This window comes from uncultured Algoriphagus sp. (assembly GCF_963974365.1).
GTDB lineage: Bacteria > Bacteroidota > Bacteroidia > Cytophagales > Cyclobacteriaceae > Algoriphagus.
Genome location: NZ_CAXBBX010000005.1, coordinates 241411 through 259204 on the forward strand (window position 1 = coordinate 241411; position 17794 = coordinate 259204).

At 41.0% G+C, this 17794-nt stretch carries 16 protein-coding genes; 12 read left to right on the forward strand and 4 right to left on the reverse strand.

Annotated features, from left to right (window positions below; all coding sequences use genetic code 11):
• Together AACZ87_RS08940 and AACZ87_RS08945 are read left to right on the forward strand one after the other, a co-directional pair.
• Window positions 1–2187 (forward strand): acylase, encoded by a 2187-nt coding sequence (locus tag AACZ87_RS08940; RefSeq protein ID WP_339866528.1) that lies wholly within the window; start codon window positions 1–3, stop codon window positions 2185–2187.
• A 204-nt stretch (window positions 2188–2391) separates the two neighbouring features.
• Window positions 2392–4371: a M1 family metallopeptidase gene (locus tag AACZ87_RS08945; RefSeq protein ID WP_339866529.1), complete on the forward strand. Its 1980-nt coding sequence runs from the start codon at window positions 2392–2394 to the stop codon at window positions 4369–4371.
• 595 nt (window positions 4372–4966) lie between these two features.
• Here the strand turns inward: AACZ87_RS08945 and AACZ87_RS08950 are convergent.
• Window positions 4967–7276 (reverse strand): GH92 family glycosyl hydrolase, encoded by a 2310-nt coding sequence (locus AACZ87_RS08950; RefSeq protein ID WP_339866530.1) that lies wholly within the window; start codon window positions 7274–7276, stop codon window positions 4967–4969.
• A gap of 177 nt (window positions 7277–7453) precedes the next feature.
• Window positions 7454–7825 carry a single-stranded DNA-binding protein gene (ssb, locus tag AACZ87_RS08955; RefSeq protein WP_283412945.1) on the reverse strand — a complete coding sequence of 124 codons (372 nt, stop codon included), beginning with the start codon at window positions 7823–7825 and terminating at the stop codon, window positions 7454–7456.
• Between the two features lie 255 nt (window positions 7826–8080).
• Between ssb and AACZ87_RS08960 the strand changes: the two genes are divergently transcribed.
• Window positions 8081–9814: an amidohydrolase gene (locus AACZ87_RS08960; RefSeq protein ID WP_339866535.1), complete on the forward strand. Its 1734-nt coding sequence runs from the start codon at window positions 8081–8083 to the stop codon at window positions 9812–9814.
• A gap of 265 nt (window positions 9815–10079) precedes the next feature.
• On the opposite strand, the gene AACZ87_RS08965 is transcribed toward AACZ87_RS08960, so the two are convergent.
• Both AACZ87_RS08965 and AACZ87_RS08970 read right to left on the reverse strand, forming a co-directional pair.
• Window positions 10080–11246: an IS91 family transposase gene (locus AACZ87_RS08965; protein WP_339866623.1), complete on the reverse strand. Its 1167-nt coding sequence runs from the start codon at window positions 11244–11246 to the stop codon at window positions 10080–10082.
• Window positions 11198–11980: a tyrosine-type recombinase/integrase gene (locus AACZ87_RS08970; protein WP_339866537.1), complete on the reverse strand. Its 783-nt coding sequence runs from the start codon at window positions 11978–11980 to the stop codon at window positions 11198–11200. The genes AACZ87_RS08965 and AACZ87_RS08970 overlap by 49 nt, the downstream gene beginning before the upstream one ends.
• 351 nt (window positions 11981–12331) lie before the next feature.
• Here AACZ87_RS08970 and AACZ87_RS08975 point away from each other — a divergent pair, with 351 nt between their 5' ends.
• The 9 genes from AACZ87_RS08975 to AACZ87_RS09015 all read left to right on the forward strand — a co-directional run bounded on the left by AACZ87_RS08975 (window position 12332) and on the right by AACZ87_RS09015 (window position 17774).
• Window positions 12332–12820, forward strand: a complete 489-nt coding sequence (locus AACZ87_RS08975) for a hypothetical protein (protein ID WP_339866538.1) — start codon at window positions 12332–12334, stop codon at window positions 12818–12820.
• Between the two features lie 150 nt (window positions 12821–12970).
• Window positions 12971–13291 carry a hypothetical protein gene (locus AACZ87_RS08980; protein WP_339866540.1) on the forward strand — a complete coding sequence of 107 codons (321 nt, stop codon included), beginning with the start codon at window positions 12971–12973 and terminating at the stop codon, window positions 13289–13291.
• 119 nt (window positions 13292–13410) lie between these two features.
• A complete protein-coding gene (locus AACZ87_RS08985; protein WP_339866542.1) occupies window positions 13411–13698 on the forward strand; it encodes a hypothetical protein in 288 nt (95 codons plus the stop codon).
• Window positions 13699–13783: 85 nt separating this feature from the next.
• Window positions 13784–14173, forward strand: coding sequence for a hypothetical protein (locus AACZ87_RS08990; RefSeq protein WP_339866543.1), 390 nt, complete (start codon window positions 13784–13786; stop codon window positions 14171–14173).
• Window positions 14174–14428: 255 nt separating this feature from the next.
• Window positions 14429–14941, forward strand: a complete 513-nt coding sequence (locus AACZ87_RS08995) for a hypothetical protein (RefSeq protein WP_339866544.1) — start codon at window positions 14429–14431, stop codon at window positions 14939–14941.
• A gap of 101 nt (window positions 14942–15042) precedes the next feature.
• Window positions 15043–15624: a YdeI/OmpD-associated family protein gene (locus AACZ87_RS09000; protein ID WP_339866545.1), complete on the forward strand. Its 582-nt coding sequence runs from the start codon at window positions 15043–15045 to the stop codon at window positions 15622–15624.
• Window positions 15625–15705: 81 nt separating this feature from the next.
• A complete protein-coding gene (locus AACZ87_RS09005) occupies window positions 15706–15957 on the forward strand; it encodes an FUSC family protein (RefSeq protein ID WP_283412936.1) in 252 nt (83 codons plus the stop codon).
• A gap of 445 nt (window positions 15958–16402) precedes the next feature.
• Window positions 16403–17290 carry a zinc-dependent peptidase gene (locus AACZ87_RS09010; protein ID WP_339866547.1) on the forward strand — a complete coding sequence of 296 codons (888 nt, stop codon included), beginning with the start codon at window positions 16403–16405 and terminating at the stop codon, window positions 17288–17290.
• A 28-nt stretch (window positions 17291–17318) separates the two neighbouring features.
• Window positions 17319–17774 carry a hypothetical protein gene (locus AACZ87_RS09015; protein WP_339866548.1) on the forward strand — a complete coding sequence of 152 codons (456 nt, stop codon included), beginning with the start codon at window positions 17319–17321 and terminating at the stop codon, window positions 17772–17774.
• Window positions 17775–17794 lie beyond the last annotated feature (20 nt).

The window sequence follows — 17794 nt, forward strand, 5'->3', positions numbered from 1 at the left end:
ATGAAAGTTAGACTGTTACTTTTTCTAATACCAGTTGTAATCTGGTCTTGCGAACCAAAAGAGCTTACCGAAGCCGAACGTTGGGAAGATACCGCTAGTCGGGTTGAAATAATTAGAGACGATTTTGGCGTTCCTCATATTTATGGGAAAAGCGATGCCGATGCAGTTTTCGGCTTGCTCTATGCGCAGTGCGAAGATGATTTCAGGAGAGTAGAACGAAATTATATCTGGGCTACCGGACGCTTAGCTGAGTTGGAAGGTCCGAAAGCTATTTACAGTGATTTGAGAGCAAATCTCTACATGACTGAATCAGAAGCAAAAGCTGCTTATGAAACAGCACCTGATTGGTTGAAGGAACTTTGTGTTGCTTTTGCAGACGGCGTAAACTATTACTTAGCAACACATCCGGAAGTGACACCCCAAGTGATTACGCATTACGAACCTTGGATGCCAATGTTCTTCAGTGAAGGGTCTATCGGTGGAGATATTGAGCAGATTCCAACTCGCAGAATTCAGGCTTTTTATGCTGAAAAAGAGCCAGACGTAATGGCTTCATATGAAGAAGAATTTACCAGAGAGGCTTTATTAGACGAACCAAAAGGTTCCAATGGTATCGCAGTAAACGGTAAGATGACGGCTTCAGGCAATGCGATGCTACTCATCAATCCACACACCTCCTTTTACTTCAGGCCTGAAGTTCACGTGGTTAGCGAAGAAGGTTTGAATGCTTATGGTGCAGTGACCTGGGGACAGTTCTTTGTTTACCAAGGTTTCAATGAGAAAACAGGATGGATGCATACTTCTACTCAAGTGGATTTCATCGATGAGTTTGTGGAAGAGGTGACAGAGAAAGATGGGAAATATGAATACCAATATGGAAAAGAGAGCCGTGCAGTGGAGGAGTTTCAGGTTTCATTGAAATACAAATCAGGTGAGGAAATGAAAGAGAAACCTTTCACTTTTTATAGAACTCACCATGGTCCGATCACACATAAGATTGGAGAGAAGTGGGTGGCGACTAAGATCAATTGGGATCCTGTCAATGCGCTGATCCAAAGCTTCACGAGGACAAAGCTGAGCAACCACGCTGAGTTTAAGAAGATGATGGACATTCGTACCAACTCTTCAAACAATACAGTTTTTGCAGATGCAGATGGAAACATAGCCTATTTCCATGGGAATTTCATTCCTAAAAGAAATGAAGGATTTGACTTTTCAGAGCCTGTGGATGGTTCTGATCCGGCTTCGGATTGGCAGGGCCTGCATACGGTGGATGAAAGTATCATGGTCTTAAACCCGGGGACTGGTTGGATACAGAACTGTAATTCCACACCATTCACTTCTGCTGCTGAATTCAGCCCAAAGAAGGAAGATTATCCATTTTATATGGCTCCAGATCAGGAGAATTTCCGTGGGATTCATGCAGTAAATGTGCTAAAAGAAGCTTCTGGTTTGACTTTGGAGAGTATGATTGAACTGGCCTACGATCCCTATCTGCCGGCATTTGAGCATTTGATTCCTATGCTACTTCAAGCCTATGAAAAGCGTGGCGTGGCAGATCCTCAATTCATGGAGCCAATTAAGATTTTGGAAGCTTGGGATTACCGCACGACTAAAGAATCTGTTGCGATGTCTTTGGCTCATTTTTTTGGGATGAATTTCATGAGAAATCATGGCAACATCAATAATTTGATCCCATTTAATATCGATGAAAACACCAATGTTCCTAAGCCTTCGCCAACAGAATTGCTGGCAACTTTTGCGCAGACTTTGGATCAGATGAATGCCGATTTTGGAACATGGAATACACCTTGGTCAGAGATTAATAGATTTCAGCGATTGACAGGAGAAATCGATCTGCCTTTTGATGATGAAAAGGAGTATAGCCCGGTTGGTTTGGCTTCTGGAACCTGGGGTGCTTTGGCAGCTTTCGGAGCGAGAACTTACCCTGGAACGAAGAGATTGTATGGTTACCGAGGAAATAGTTTTGTAGCTGTAGTGGAATTTGGGGAGAAAGTAAAAGCTAAATCCATTCTTGCCGGTGGTCAGAGCTCAGATCCAAATTCTCCGCATTTCTACGATCAAACTGAGGACTATGTCGATGGGGATTTCAAGGTTGTAGCATTTTATAGAGAAGATGTGGAAGCTAGGATGGAGGAGAGATATGCTCCGGGGAAGAGGGAATAGCCAATGATCAGTCGCAGTATTCAGTTTGTTGACCTTTGAGGTTTCTAAAACCTCGAAGGTTTTATGTTTATAGTATAAATTGTACCAATAAAAATTAAATTTATAGTCAGCTTATTAATTCCATGCTTCGGATATACCCATTGTTTGTCGGAGAAGAGGATTTTTTGCTGAGTTTTCCAACTTGAATAAAACCCACCTTTACTTATGAGAAAAATACTCTTTTTCATGCTCCTGAGCAGTTCCGTTGCTTTTGCGCAGCAAGAAACCAAACCACTGCGATCATCTATAGAAACGGATACCCGTGCTATCAGGCAGGATGTCCCGATGACGAATTCAATTCGCAAAGCTTTCGAAGAAGGCTCAAGAAACTTTTCTGGGAATCCAGGTCCAAATTACTGGCAACTTGAAACTGATTTTACGATCAAGGCTAGCCTAGATCCAAGTACGCAGACTATCACAGGTTCCGAAAAGATTTTGGTACATAACAATAGCAAAGAGGATATGACTTCCATAGTGCTGCGATTGGATCATAATATTTTTAGGGGAGATGTGCCTCGTGGATCGTCAGTTCCTGCGGAAAACACAGAGGGTATGATCGTGACTGCAATAAAAGTGGCGGGAGAACCAGTTGATCTGAACGCTCCTCCAAGACGCAGTAGAAATGAACCTGCAACATTGAGTGTAAGGGGTTTGCAAAGCACTGTTGCTACGATTTCCTTGGTAAATCCTATCAAAGCAGGAACTGCCGCAGAGGTGGAGATTGACTGGCATACGAAATTGCCGGGTGGAGATAACGGAAGAGGTCATAGAATGACCCAGCGATTTGACAGCACCTTATTTCAGCCAACTCAATGGTTCCCGAGATTGGCAAAGTATGATGATCTGAGAGGTTGGGAAACCAGCCTATACCTAGGTCCGGCTGAGTTTCATAACAATTTTGGAAAATTTGATGTGTCTATCACTGTTCCAGCTGGATGGATCGTAAGTGGTACTGGTGTTTTGCAAAATCCGACAGAGGTTTTGACTCCGACTGTAGCGGAGAGATTTGCTAATGTTCTTAAATCTGATGGGGAAGTTACCCTAGTAGGTGAAGATGAAAAAGGACCAGGAAAAGCGACTAAGGCAGGGGATAAATTGACTTGGCATTTTGTGGCAGATAAAGTCAATGATTTTGCCTGGGCGACTTCAGATAGATTTATCTGGAAAGCAACCAAAGCGGACATTCCCGGCAAAGGACCTGTTCCGATTTACATGGTTTTCATTCCAGAAAGAGCTCAATTTTTCGAAAAGGCAGGAGAAAATACCAAGCATGCATTGGAGTTTTATTCCAAGCTTTGGGCACCTTATCCTTTTCCTCAGCTTACGCTTCAAGATGGACCAAGTGCTGGTATGGAATACCCGATGGTAATCAATTCCAATCAGGGAGCAGCAGATCATGAGGCAGCACACCAGTGGTGGCCTATGATGGTAGGAACGAATGAAACCCGCTACGGCTGGATGGATGAAGGTTTTAACCAATACATGAATATTCTTTCCGGTGCAGATAGCAGAGGAATAGATTATAATTTGGATGGATTGGGACAAAGCTATGGTCGTGTAAGCGGATTTGAAGATGAAGCACCGATGATGTGGAGTGCGAATGACGCAGGAAATATGTATGGTTTCCAGACTTATTCGAAGACGCCATTGATGTTATCCATGCTTGGTGGAATCGTGGGTGATGAAGCGGTGATCAATGCAATGAAAAAGTACACAGCAACTTGGGCGTTCAAGCATCCTTCGCCTTGGGATTACATGTTCTTCATGAATAATGAATTGGGACAAAATCTGGAGTGGTTCTGGTATTATTGGTTGTTTACCACGGAATCTGTGGAAGGATCTATCCAAAATGTAACTACTTCAAATGGTAAAACGACCGTAACGGTACATCAGGCAGGGCAAATGCCTTCTCCAGTTGTGCTTCAAGTTGAGTTTGAAGGGCCGGCAAATGTAAAGATGCCAAATGCTAAAAAGATCAATGATACTACGATTGAATTGACTTGGCCAGTTTCGGCTTGGTTTGATGGAAGCAAAACTTTTGATGCGGTGATGGAGTTAGGTGATTCGAAAATCAAGAAAATAACATTAGATCCTCATGGACGATTCCCGGATAAAGACACGGCTGACAATGTTTGGCCAAGATGATTTGAATGAAAATGAGGCTCGCAAGAGCCTCATTTTTTTTGTCGTTTTTTACCGCAGTGGGCGTGGAGGATTACACAGAGGTCGCAATTTAAAGTTGTCCTGCTTCTCCAGAAGCTAGACTTTGTAGATCTATCTACGAATTTCAAGGTTTTTATTTAACCGCAGTGGACACAGAGGGTCACGCAAAGGGCGAAATTTAGAGTTATCCTGCTTTTTCAGAAGCTAGACTTTGTAGATCTATCTGCTAAGTTCAAGGTTTTTTGTTAACCACAGAGGTCGCAGAGGGTCACGCAGAGGGCGCAATTTAGAGTTGTCCTGCTTTTTCAGAAGCAAGACTTGATGTTATATCAGAATAAGGGCTGAAAGTCCTAAATAACTAACCCTAGCTCGATAGGGCTGGGCAAGAGAAGTTGAAATAGAAATAAAGCTCTGAAAGAGCGAAATAGAAGGTAGATGATCCAAAGAGATCGTGAATAGAGTTGAAACTCTGTTAAGATTATGGTTTTTCACTCTAGGTTATCCAGCTTTTCCAGAAGGTGGACATGGAGCCCATTTTTATTTCCGTTCGTGTGACACGAACGGTGGCTTAGTACTTCTACTTTTTGGGAGTTTCACTCATTTCTAACTTCAACTCTCCACCAGAGGTGATCTGGCTATGGGAAAGCTCAAGATGACGCAAGGTTTGATTCTTCCAATTCGCAGAGTTTACGTAGACATTAGAAGGGCTATTCCCTTCAGTTTTGATGATAAATTCCTTCCCTGAGTAATAATCTGGATTAAGTGCTATGGTGATTTTATCAAAAATAGGACTGCCAATTTGATAAGCTGGATCTGCTTCCGTTCCTCCGTTCATTTGAAACAATCCAATCTTCATTAATACCGCTAGACTTCCCATCAATCCTTGGTCTTCATCTCCATTATAACCGTTTTCAGGGCTGAGGTCAGAATATATTCTCCTCACAATCGCCCTTGACCAATACTGAGTCAAATCAGGTCTTCCCAATTTGTGGAAAATGAATGCCGTCTGAATCGAAGGCTGATTTCCGTAATTGATTGGAATTCTTCGATATTCTGGATGTGTTTCCTGTGAGTGCGAAGTGCCTGAGGTGAAACCAAGTTTTTCAGATTCTACGAAGGAAGTGTTTAATCGTTCGATGGCTTTTTCTTTCCCTCCCATTAATTCGGCAAGTCCATCCAGATCATGTGGAACAAACCAAGTTCCCTGACTTCCATTTGCCTCATTGAAACCTGCATTGTATTCGTAAGGATCGAAAGGAGTTTTCCAGGTTCCATCTACATTCCTTGGACGCATCCAGCTTGTTTCAGCATCAAAGGTGTTTTTGTAGTTTTCTGATCTTTTCAAAAATTCCTGCTCACCAGCTTTGTCTCCCAATGCTTTTGCCAATTGAGCCAATGTCCAATCCTGATAAGCATATTCCAATGTCAGACTTGGTCCATCCTGATGGTAACCGAAGTTTCCTTCAGGAATTGGCCACGGCACATAGCCGTTCTTTAAGTAATAAGAAAAGCCGCCGCCCAAGTAAGTTTTATGCTCATACCCGGCTTTTTCCATGATTCCTCCAGGACGGTGATTTTTCTTTAGTCCCTCATAAGCCAGCTCAATATCAAAGCCTCGAATCCCTTTTTGGTAAGCGCTGACGATAAATGGAGTGCTCGAAGCCCCCGTCATAACGTAAGTGTAATTACCTCCAGAAGGCCCTCGTGGAATAAGGCCTCCGTCTTGATAGTATCGCAGCATGGAATTAACAAATTCCTCCGTGATCTCAGGATAAACTAAGTGCCAAAGGGTATTGATAGTCCACTGAGCTCCCCAAAATGAATCTGAATTGAAGTGTCGGAATTTGGGTTTTCCAGCTTCGTCCAGCGGAATTTGCTTGGTCAAATGCGTTCCGCTGGTCAGGTCAGCATATTTGCCATTTACATCCGAAATTGTTCTTCTGCCTTGTAGCGCATGGAAAAGATCAGTATAGAACCTTCTTCTGTCTTTTTCTGTAGCACCTTCTACTTTGATTCTTCCCAAATAGCTATTCCATTCTGCAAATGATTCATTCCGTATTCGGTTAAAATCCCAATGCGCTAATTCAGTATCCAGATTCAACATTGCCTGCTCCACACTGACGTAGGATATCCCTACTTTCATGAGTAGTTCCTCCGTAGATTTATCAAAAGTCAGTAGCGCGCCAGAATCTTTTCCTTTGATTTCAGACAGGGTAGAGGTGACTCCATTTTCTGACCAACCGCTAATCTCAGCGATATTTCTATTGAGTTTGATAGCAAAGAAGATAGGAGTGTCATTCGGTCTTCTCACCGTTGGACCGTTAATCAGATGACCAGTTAAAGTGGTCTTGTTTACCTGGGTGAGTTCTCCGTCGATGATGTCCGAGGGGCCCAGCATGCCACCAAGTCTGATCACGACTTGCTGCTTTGCTTCTTTAGGGAAGGTATATTTGTGAAATCCGGTACGTAAGGTGGAAGTAAGTTCCACTCTGATCCCATAGCGATCAAGTGTAAGTTGATGATAACCTGGCTGCACTATCTCAGTTTCATGGGAAAAGGGAGAAGCAAAATTTCTTTTCCCCTCCAAACTCACCTCAGAAACCGGTAGTACCGAAAGCCCCGAAAGTTGCCAAGCATGCACATGGCTAAGCCCTTTGATGGAATCACTGTCATATCGATACCCCGATCCCCAAGCTCCGCCTGTATCCGTGTCAGGACTGAGATTGACCATCCCGAAAGGTCTAGTGGCAGTATTGAAAAAGAACCAGCGGGAATTTTTACTATCTACATAAGGATTTACCAAATCTGCGGGGGACTCGTTTGATTGGGAAAAAGCGAAAGCGGAAATCTGAAAAAACAGGAAGGCAAGGCAATATCTTAGGTTCATCTTTTGCGTCAATTGAATTAGGAGCTTAAGTAAGGTGCAAAAGTCCGTAAATCAAACTTAGTGATCAGGGATATTACGGAAAGGATTTCAGCATTTGCTCTATCAAAGGTACAACAAGAAAAAGGCTGGAAGTTTAATACTCCCAGCCTTTCAACTGTAGTGATTTCAGGATTTATCTTAGAAAGGAAGATCCGCTTCTTCAGACACGTTTGCTTTTCTTTCACCCATCAGTAGGATGTTTTGTACCACTACCTCAGAAATGTAGCGCTTGACACCTTCTTTGTCTTCGTAAGAGCGGTTGCTGAGTTTGCCTTCTATGGCGATTTCCGAACCTTTGTCAGTGTACTTGTCAAGTAATTCGGCTTGCTTGCCCCAGGCCACGATGTTGTGCCAGGTAGTTTCTTCTACGCGTTCACCTTTTTGGTTTTTGTAATACTCGTTAGTAGCGAGGGATACTTTACCCAAGGTCTTGCCGCCTTCCAGGTTTTTGATTTCTACTTTGGATCCTAGACGTCCGATTAGCTGTACTTTGTTTCTTAGCGTGCTCATAATGTTTGTTGTTTTGGTTAGAAAATTTGTTTGTCGTTTTCGCCAGAGGAAAAACTTATGAACCAAAGTTGGGGGATCGGTCAGCGCTAAGTCGGTAGCTAGTCGTTTGTATTCGATAGTATCCGTTTGTTGTCGGATAAAGTATGTTTATTGGTCTTAAGAGGTGGTTAGGGTTTTAGTAAAGTTTAGTAGGTTTAGAAAGAAAAAAGCGCAGTTGCGTATATACAAGTGTTGAACAATTATAAAAACAGCGATATGAAAACTAAATTTCTTATAATGACAATTTTGATTGCTATAGTTTTTATTTCCTGCAATCAAACGAAAAAAGAAACTTCAGTAGTTGAAAAAACGGCTACAATCTACTACAATGGCGACATTATTACAATGGAAAGCGATGAGCCAACTTATGCAGAAGCAGTTGTAGAAGAAAATGGAAAAATCGTTTTTGTAGGAAACAAAGACGAGGCATCGGAAAATTACAACAAAGCAAATCAAGTGGATTTGGAAGGAAAAACAATGCTTCCGGCATTTCTGGACGGACATGGGCATTTTTACAATGTAGGCTTTACAGCTATGTGTGCGAATATTTTACCAACACCTGATGGTCCTGGTGTAGACTTTAATTCTGTAGTTGAAACATTAAATGAATACAAGGAAACAGAAACAGGTAAATATGTTTTAGAAAAATTGGGATGGATAATTGGTAACGGTTATGATGATTCTCAATTAGCAGAAAAAGATCATCCAAAAGCTTCTGATTTAGACAAAGTAAGTACCGATCTGCCTGTTATTATTATTCATCAATCGGGACATTTAGCTTCTATCAACTCCAAGGGATTAGAGCTAATGGGCTACACAGCAAATACACCTAACCCCGATGGAGGCGTCATAAGAAAAGATAGCAACGGAAATCCAAACGGAGTCTTAGAAGAAGCTGCTTTTTTTAAAGTCTTATTCCCTGTATTAGGGAAAATTGACGATGATATGGCAGCCAAGTGTATTAAGCAAGGTCAAGACGAATATGCCAAAAAAGGCTACTTAACAGCACAAGATGGTAGAACGACAACAGATCAGCTTGCTGCACTTAGAAAAGCAGCCGATGAACAAGCTTATTATATTGATGTCGTTGCCTACCCGGATATAACTTTAGGCATCGAACAAGTTGCAGAAGGAACTTATACACCAACACACCAGTATAAAAACAAGTTTAGATTAGGAGGTGTAAAGTTAACTTTAGATGGTTCTCCACAAGGAAAAACAGCTTGGCTTACCAAATGCTATCATGTGAATCCTGAAGGTAGAACAGGGTGCTATGAAGGTTATCCGATTATGGATGACGATAAAGCAACCGAATATGTAAAAACGGCTTTTAAAAACAAATGGCAAATTTTATGTCATAGTAATGGAGATGCTGCTATAGATCAATACATAAAAGCTGTAGGGGCTGCCGAAAAAGAATTTGGATACCTAGATCACAGAACTGTACTTATTCACGGGCAAACCTTACGTAAAGATCAAATTCCTGAATTGGTTGAATTAAGTATCCTTCCTTCTCTATTTCCTATGCATACCTTTTATTGGGGAGATTGGCATAAAGAGTCTGTATTGGGAGAGCCAAGAGCAGACTATATTTCTCCTTGTAGAGATGTGATTGACGCTGGACTTACTATCACTTCACATCACGATGCACCAGTCACCTTTCCTAACTCAATGCGCGTATTGGATGCTACTGTTAACCGTGTAACGCGAAGCGGTAAAGTACTAGGTGCAGACCAAAGAATTACAGTTTATGAAGGATTGAAAACCTTAACAGATTGGGCAGCTTTCCAGTACTTTGAAGAAGGGAGAAAAGGTACACTTACAGTTGGCAAATTAGCTGATTTTGTGATTTTAGATAAAAACCCACTTAAAATTGACCCAATGCAAATTCACGACATTCAAGTATTAGAATCTATAAAAGAAGGAAAAAAGGTATATGAATTAGAGTAACTGTTGCCAACAACTAGGTTTTCGTCGCGTGCGTAGCACGAACGATGAAACCGCTGTTGCACGGAACCGGAGAGGTTCTTATGGGGATTGAGTCGAGATTTTTTGAAGGAAATGGGGTTTCCAATTAGATTAAAAAGTAATACCTACGAGTAGATTCGGTATCGATTCAAAAAAAGTATTGTTGTTTCTAGCCTTTCCAATGCCTTTTGGAAAGGCTTTTTTTATTGCATGGGCATAGGCTTCCTAGCCCGAGTAAAATCAGGAACTAAAATTGGTTTGTGAGAGCGGAAAAGACGGCCTTTGGTGGTCCTCGTTTGGGCAAACGCTGAATACTTACCATACTTTCTTTCTGGCAGCAGGGGCAGTATCGTGGGTTATAGGTCTCCAGAATGCGGGGCTCTTTTTCTGGAATCGGAATTCCAAGTTCCTGATGAATGAGTGGTATTGTGATCAACTTGGATGAACTTCCCAGTATACCAAAGTGCCGGATCCGTACCAATCCTTTGGGTAGGATATGCATAGAAAACCTTCTGATAAACTCCAGATTATCCAGAGTCATTTCCAGCTTCTGAGCGCCTTGACGATAATCCTTGTAGCTGAATATCGTCCGCTGTTGATCGATGTCCAGAATCCGATGATTGGATATCGCTACTTTGTGGGTGTATCTTCCTAGATATTCGAGTAAGGCTTTGGGGTGTCCGAACGGCCGTTTGGCATAGACTACCCATTCTTTTTGAAACAAAGCATTGATCAGTTCCTTCTCCGTGTTGATCTTGGATTTAAGTGCTTTTACGTACTTGGCTCTGAATACCTTGCTCATGGCCTTGACCGGAAACAGGTACTTGCCTTTGCTTTTTACGGTCTTCCAATTGGCTTTTTTGGTCAGTCCCCCTCCCGGCACGATACAGTGTAGATGTGGATGAAGCGTCATAGTCTGACCCCAGGTATGGAGAATGGCGATCATCCCAGGCTTTGCCCCCAAGTGCTTCGGGTCTTTGGCAAAACATGCCACTGTTTTCCAAGAAGCTTCAAACAAACTATCATACACCGCTTTGGGCTGGTACATGGCCAGCTGATACAACGTGTCCGGCAGAGTGAAAACGACATGGAAGTAGGGTACAGGAAGTAGTTCGGCTTCCCTCTTGGAGATCCAATCTTCTCTGTTTTTACCCTGACATTTGGGGCAATGCCTGTTCCGATAACTGTTGTAGCTGATACGCATCGAGCCACACTCGGTGCATGCATCCACATGCCCTCCCAGATCTGCAGTTCTGCAGCGTTTCAATGCCGACAAGGTCCGCAACTGCCAGCTGTTGATATGTGGGTGCTTTTCCACTTCTGCCCAGTGTTGCTTGAGCACATGGGTCACTTCAAAGCGTGCTTTCACTTTCTGGACAGGTAGAGTCTGTCCAGGGGACTGAAGGCACGGCATTTTTCTGTCTGGGCCACATGCAGGTAGATCATCGTGGTGTCGATGCATTCATGCCCCAGCAAATCTTTAATGGTCAGGATATCAAGTCCTTCTTCCAACAGGTGGGTGGCATAGGTATGCCGGAGCGTGTGGACGTTCATCGGCTTAAGGATACCTGCTTTCTTTTTGGCTTCATTCACCGCCCATTGCACCCCTCGCTGGGAGTAACGTCCGTCAAAGTCTCCTCCGGCACGACCAATGATCTGCTCACCTTTACTGTTGAACAGCCATTCAAGGGGCTGTTCGGCTTCCAGGTAAGTCTTAATTCCACGGATCAGTAAATCAGCCAGCGGAACATAGCGGTCTTTCTTTCCCTTGCCATCCTTTACGTGAAGTATTTTTCTGTCAAAATCAAGATCGGCAATCTTCAGGTTCCTGACCTCAAAGCAGCGAAGCCCACAGCCGTAAAGTAAGGCTATCAGGACGCGATGTTTGAGCAGTTTGGGAGCCTTAAGAAGTCTACGGACCTCTTCCTGACTTAGGACAACAGGAAGTTTCCTACTTCGCTTGATGGTAGGTAGCTCGATCCGCTTATCCTTCATTCCTTCGATTCGGTAGGCAAACCGAAGGGCATAAACGGTAAATTTAAAGTAGGATTCTGAAGGGATAGTATGACTCTTTTTAACTAGATGGAGGTAGTCATTGATCCGATCCGGATCTACTTCAGTGGGCAACTCATTGAAGTGAATGGCCAATTTGGCCAGATGTCTCGCATAGTTTGCCAGTGTACTTTTGCTTTTTCCGGCGACGACAATTTTCTGCTCAAACTTGGCTAATAGTTCAGCAAATCCAGCTATCTTGGAAGAGGCAGCCTGGAGGATGGTTTCCTTTTTTTTTCATGATTAATAAGAGTTAAGTAATGATCTAAAAAGTTACCGCTTCTTGGCTGTTCTTGAAACTACCGAAGGTTTAGTGCAACATTATATAACCGCAATTACGGCAGATTCTACTAAGTCCAAATCCACTCGGAATATGCTCAACCGGATATTAACGCATATAACCCCATAACTGGCGGTTATACAAAACCGTTATGGCTAATTTTAAAAATGAACGAAACGAGAATTGATAAAATAGACTATGTTGTAGTCGCACTATATATGTTTATTGGGGCGTTTATATGGGTTTCATATAAATTCTCCTTACTGAGACAAGAGAATATAAATATGATCTTGCTTGCGCTGACTTTTGGAGGACCATTCTCATTGTTTTTAATGTATTATAAAAGACTTCGTATTCCGACAGTATCATTAATTTGGTTTGTACTTGGAATATTTCAATGGTATTTTGTAGACCAACTTAAAAGCAACCCTGATTTCAATTCAGCAATAGGTACGTTCGCTGACTATGATTTGAATCTATTAGCAATGATTATAATTTTTACAGTCTTTCGAACTTTAAGCCTACTCACCACGAAGCAAGAATTTATGATGGCGACTTGGTTCTCTCCAAAGGACAATAGAAAATTAAATCCTCTAGATTACATTTTGACTTTTGCGGGACTTATAATACTAACAATTGTAATGACAGAAATATAAAAACTAGCCATAACAGCACCTACCCAAAAGTGGCGGTTCAGTGGTTAAATCAAGCTTTGCGCTTCAATCAAAGTTTCTGCTTGGTTGACAGTGAATCGCTCCGAAATCGCCACCTTCGGGTAGCCGCCAAACGTTGTGGCTAATTTAAAAATGAAGAGAATCCTAACGATAATATTGGTGTTCATAGGAACAATTGCCTTTGGACAAAGCGTTCAAATCGACATATTTCGACTTGAGATAAGTGAGCGATTTAAGGATATTCAATCTGACAAGATGAATTTTCCAATTATTAGTTCAGGTAATAAGAAAGTAGACTCATTGATAAATACCGACCTAAAGAATCGCTTTACAGACAACGAATATCCAACGGACAATCTTGATCCGACTCTGACAAGATGGGCAGGAGACGAAATTGTTTTTCTTGGCTTTCAAGTTACTTACAATCAAAATGGAATTCTATCATCAATGTAAGTGCCGAAGGTTGTGGAGCGTATTGCACTAGTTGGACAGATTATTTCAATTATTCGACACAAACGGGAAAATGGCTTGATATTAACTCGATTGTTGACACTACAGGGTTATTCAGGGAAATGGTTTTCAAAGACAAGAAGGAGCAGTATAATGAAGCAAGCCTTGAACTTAAAGATGTTGTTAACGACTCTGATTGGGGATTAACTCAAGATGAATATGATTCTGCGATTGAATATTATAATGAGTGCGACAACACCTTTAATCTTAATCAATTTGCCCTTTATCCGAACTCCATTGAAATAATAGAAGAATGCCGGCTACCTCATGTGATGAAACCATTAACACCAATAATTGAATTGAAATATAGATTCTCTGAAATAGGAGAGTATTTAAAAATAAAAATCTAGCCACAACGGTTATAGTGCATACCCTGCGTGATACGCACTATAGGCAAACAGTTAGCAAACATTCCTTGCACAGAGAACTGAACTCATGATAAAATACCTTTTTCTTCAAGCAGGCTTAACAATTGTATTCTTCATGATTTGGATTGGAACGACCAACTTGCCAGGTGGAGAAGTAGGTATGGCTCCTTTTTTACTTGGAATATTTCTTTTAATCCAGTTAACTACTGGGATCCTACTCAGCCTATTCTTTAGAAAACATTTAACAACGGCGAACACCATGTTAATTGGAATGCTCGTCTACATTGCAATTTACGAACTTGGGCCTGTTGGGATTGGTAGCGAACCCATGATATTGGGGATTTTTGAGAAAGGAGCGAAGGGAGAATTGAACAGAGCATTCGGCCTAATACCATTGGTCGCTACTGTCTTTACACTCATTGCAATCGAAATTCGGGAAAGAAAAGGTGCGACATAATACATTTGCTAACAATCGCTGAGGGGGAATGCGCCAACTGCCACTTTTCAGATTTCAGTGCGAACTTCACCAAGAATCTGCGGTTGGTAAAAATCGGTACGTTCTACTAAGCTCAGCTCAAAGGATTTATCATCTTTATGTGCACTGTGCTACTTGGATACTTTGGGAGTACCGGCAGATACATTAGCTTTATCGGAGCTTGCTAAGCTTGGGTCATTAACTCCAACTTTGAAAAAACACAGAATCGATTAAAACATGGGGCAAGACTTTAAAATAGAATTTGATTTTGACCCAAAAAATGAATGGAGAGTTTTTAGAAAATCAATTATTTTTCACATTGGGACACTTAGTGGATTTATTTACTTTCTCGCAACTAAAGAAGATATTGGACTTTTTTTAGGGTTTGGTTTTCTGTTATTCGCGCTACCTCAATTGGTTTTACATTTTCAATACAAACTGAATGACAGAAGGAAAAAAATTATAGTAAACCATTCAAAGCAGACAATTAGAATTGAGCATAATGGTAAGCTTGAAAAAGAATTTCGATTTAAAGACATAAATAAAATCATTAGGTTTAAGGGACAATGGGACGAGGAAAATATGACGTATGCTCTACCAACCTTTTTTTACAATTACACGGAAATTGTTCTTAATGACGGTCATAAAATATTCTTCTCTGACTTTATAGCAAAGAACCTTGGATTAAAGAATATTGAAATAGAAAAAAAACTATCCTTATTAAATTTATCCAATATTAAGTGGCTGTGAATATGAGGATTAGCAGAATTTATTGACCAAAATAATCTTTAAATTTTAGAATAACTTTTAAGTCACCTCAAATACCCAACCCTTAGACAATTGAAAACATAATGCCTAACAAGGACCCAGAAACATACTGTCCCACAAGCCGAACAGATTGGCGTGAATGGTTAATAAGAAATCATCAGTCACAGCAGTCTGTTTGGCTTGTTTATTATAAAGCATCATCAGAAGTTACTACCCTAAGTTGGAGTGAGGCAGTTGATGAGGCGCTTTGTTTTGGTTGGATTGATAGCACCAGAAGGCCAATTGACAATGAGAAATTCATGCAGTATTTCAGCAAGCGAAAAGCAAAAAGTAATTGGTCCAGGATAAATAAGGATAAAGTGAAAGCTTTAATTGATCAAGGACATATGATGGAAGCAGGCTATAAAAGTATTGAAGTTGCCAAAGAAAATGGGTCTTGGGAAATTTTGGATGAAATTGAAGCTTTGGTAATTCCGGAAGATTTAAAGAAAGAACTAGCGAATCACAAAGGTGCCTTTGAGTACTTCGATAGTCTTAGTAAATCCAATAAGAAGATATTGCTTCATTGGGTGCTTTCTGCCAAAAGACCAGAAACAAGGCAAAAGAGATTTGCGGAAATTGCGGAAAGTGCTCGTGATAATCTGAAACCTATGCAGTTTAGGTAATAGAACTTTATCTATTGAAATTTGCTCTTGGGTTACCACGCATAAGTCTTATTTTTCTAACCATAATCAGAAAACAACCAAATGACAAAAGAAGAACTATCTGCATTAACAGATCAGGAACTGCTAGACAAGGCTAAAAAAACGAAAACGAATTCCTTGATAAATGCGCTTTTTATTGGGGTTATGATTGGGGTGATAATTTTTAGCATCTGGAAAAACACCATAGGGTTATTCACTTTAATCCCGCTGATTTTTGCATTCAAGCTATTCAATAATTCTAAAAATGATAAAGCTTTAAAAGAGCTTTTAAAAGAACGGAAGTTGAATTACTAATGTCGTATCAAATCCGGTTTTTTAGAATATGTAGATCTGGATAGCGGACCTAAGCTCAATTAGTCTTATTGGCCTTGCTATTTTAGAATTCCGTAAATTCCCAGCAAAACATAACATATAGATTGTTTATTATATGTCGACCTTCTTCCCTGCCAGTAGGGAACTCAAAGCAATAAAAGGGGAAGCTAAAGCAAGCATTGGGGCAGCTTCAGTCATCGGTCTTCAGGCCAGCAAACGAAGATGTTACTGCTACTGGCATCATTGCAGATATGTAATTACTAATAAATCAAAACTCATAAAGCATGTGGTGGCAATATCTTTTGGTATTTATAGGTGCACTTTTATTTGATATCGTCCCTTTTCCGTTTCTGCCGGCATTTTTCACTTTGCACTCTGAATTTAATTCTCAATGTTTTTTTTGACAAAACTCTAAAACATAACTGCCTTGTTCACCAAAATCTTAGTCGGGTTATTCATCGCTCTAATCTTGTATTTGCTTTTTCGCCCAAAGAAAATAAAAAGTGGATATAATGCACCGGAAGTATTTCCTGAGAAATGGAGACTTTTTCTCCTTCAGCAAGTGAATTTTTACGCTTCACTGGACGGTGATGATAAAGCTATTTTTGAAGCCGATATTCTACGTTTTTTAAAACGAGTGAGGATCACCGGTATCAAAACTACAGTGGATGATGAAGACAGACTTTTAGTGGCCAGCAGTGCTGTTATCCCGGTTTTCGCCTTTCCAGATTGGGAGTATAGCTCTTTGCATGAGGTGCTCTTATACCCTGATTTATTTACGGAGAAATATGATTTCAGCGAGCAGGAAAGGAATATTTCAGGTATGGTGGGAAGTGGTGGTGTGATGCACCATGTGGTGATTTTTTCCAAACCTGCATTACATCAGGGGTTTGAGAATGCCAGTGATAAAATGAATGTGGGAATTCATGAATTTGTGCACTTGTTTGATAAGCAGGATGGAGATATTGATGGTATCCCAACGGTAATTATGAAGAATCAGGCCGTGTTGCCTTGGCTGCATTTGATTAGCGAGAATACGAAGGAAATGCTGTCAGGAAGAAGCGATATCAATATCTACGGAGCAACAAATAAGCAGGAGTTTCTGGCGGTAGCAAGCGAGTACTTTTTTGAGAGACCAAAGCTTTTCAAGGAAAAACACCCTGAATTGTATGACGTTCTATCTGAAGTTTTTCAAACCGATTTAGCAACTAGGCAGAATGGAGATAATACCTTGAAAAGAACGATCGAGAGAAATGATCCTTGCCCCTGTGGTAGTGGAAAGAAGTTTAAGGGCTGCTGTATGAGTCAAGATTAATTATCTTAGTTGGGTAAAACTGAAATCCATGAAAAAACTTGTCCTAATTCTCGCGCTGACGCTGTGTTTTGATTGCTTTTCACAGGAAGTAGACAAGACAGAAGTTGCAGCTGTAACCGCTGTGGTCAATCAGTTTTTTGAGGCCTTAGAAAAGCAGGATACCGTTTTGTTAAAACAAGTAGCTTCTATGGAAGGGCAAATCTGGACGGTTAATAATACCGTAAGTCCAGCCAGACAGCGCATGAGGTCATTTAGTGATGATTTGAAGACTCTTATTTCTCAGAATTCCTATCTGGAAACTCCCTTGAGCATGGATGTGAAGATCCATGAAGGCATAGCCATGGCTTGGGTCCCCTATGAGTTTAAACTGAACGGAGAGTTCTCGCATTGCGGTGTAGATGTCTTTACCTTGATGAAGAGGGAAGAGGCTTGGCAGATTATTTTTCTTTCCTACACAATTGAAAAAGAGGGTTGTGCAAATTGAAATCAAATAACCATTTTCAG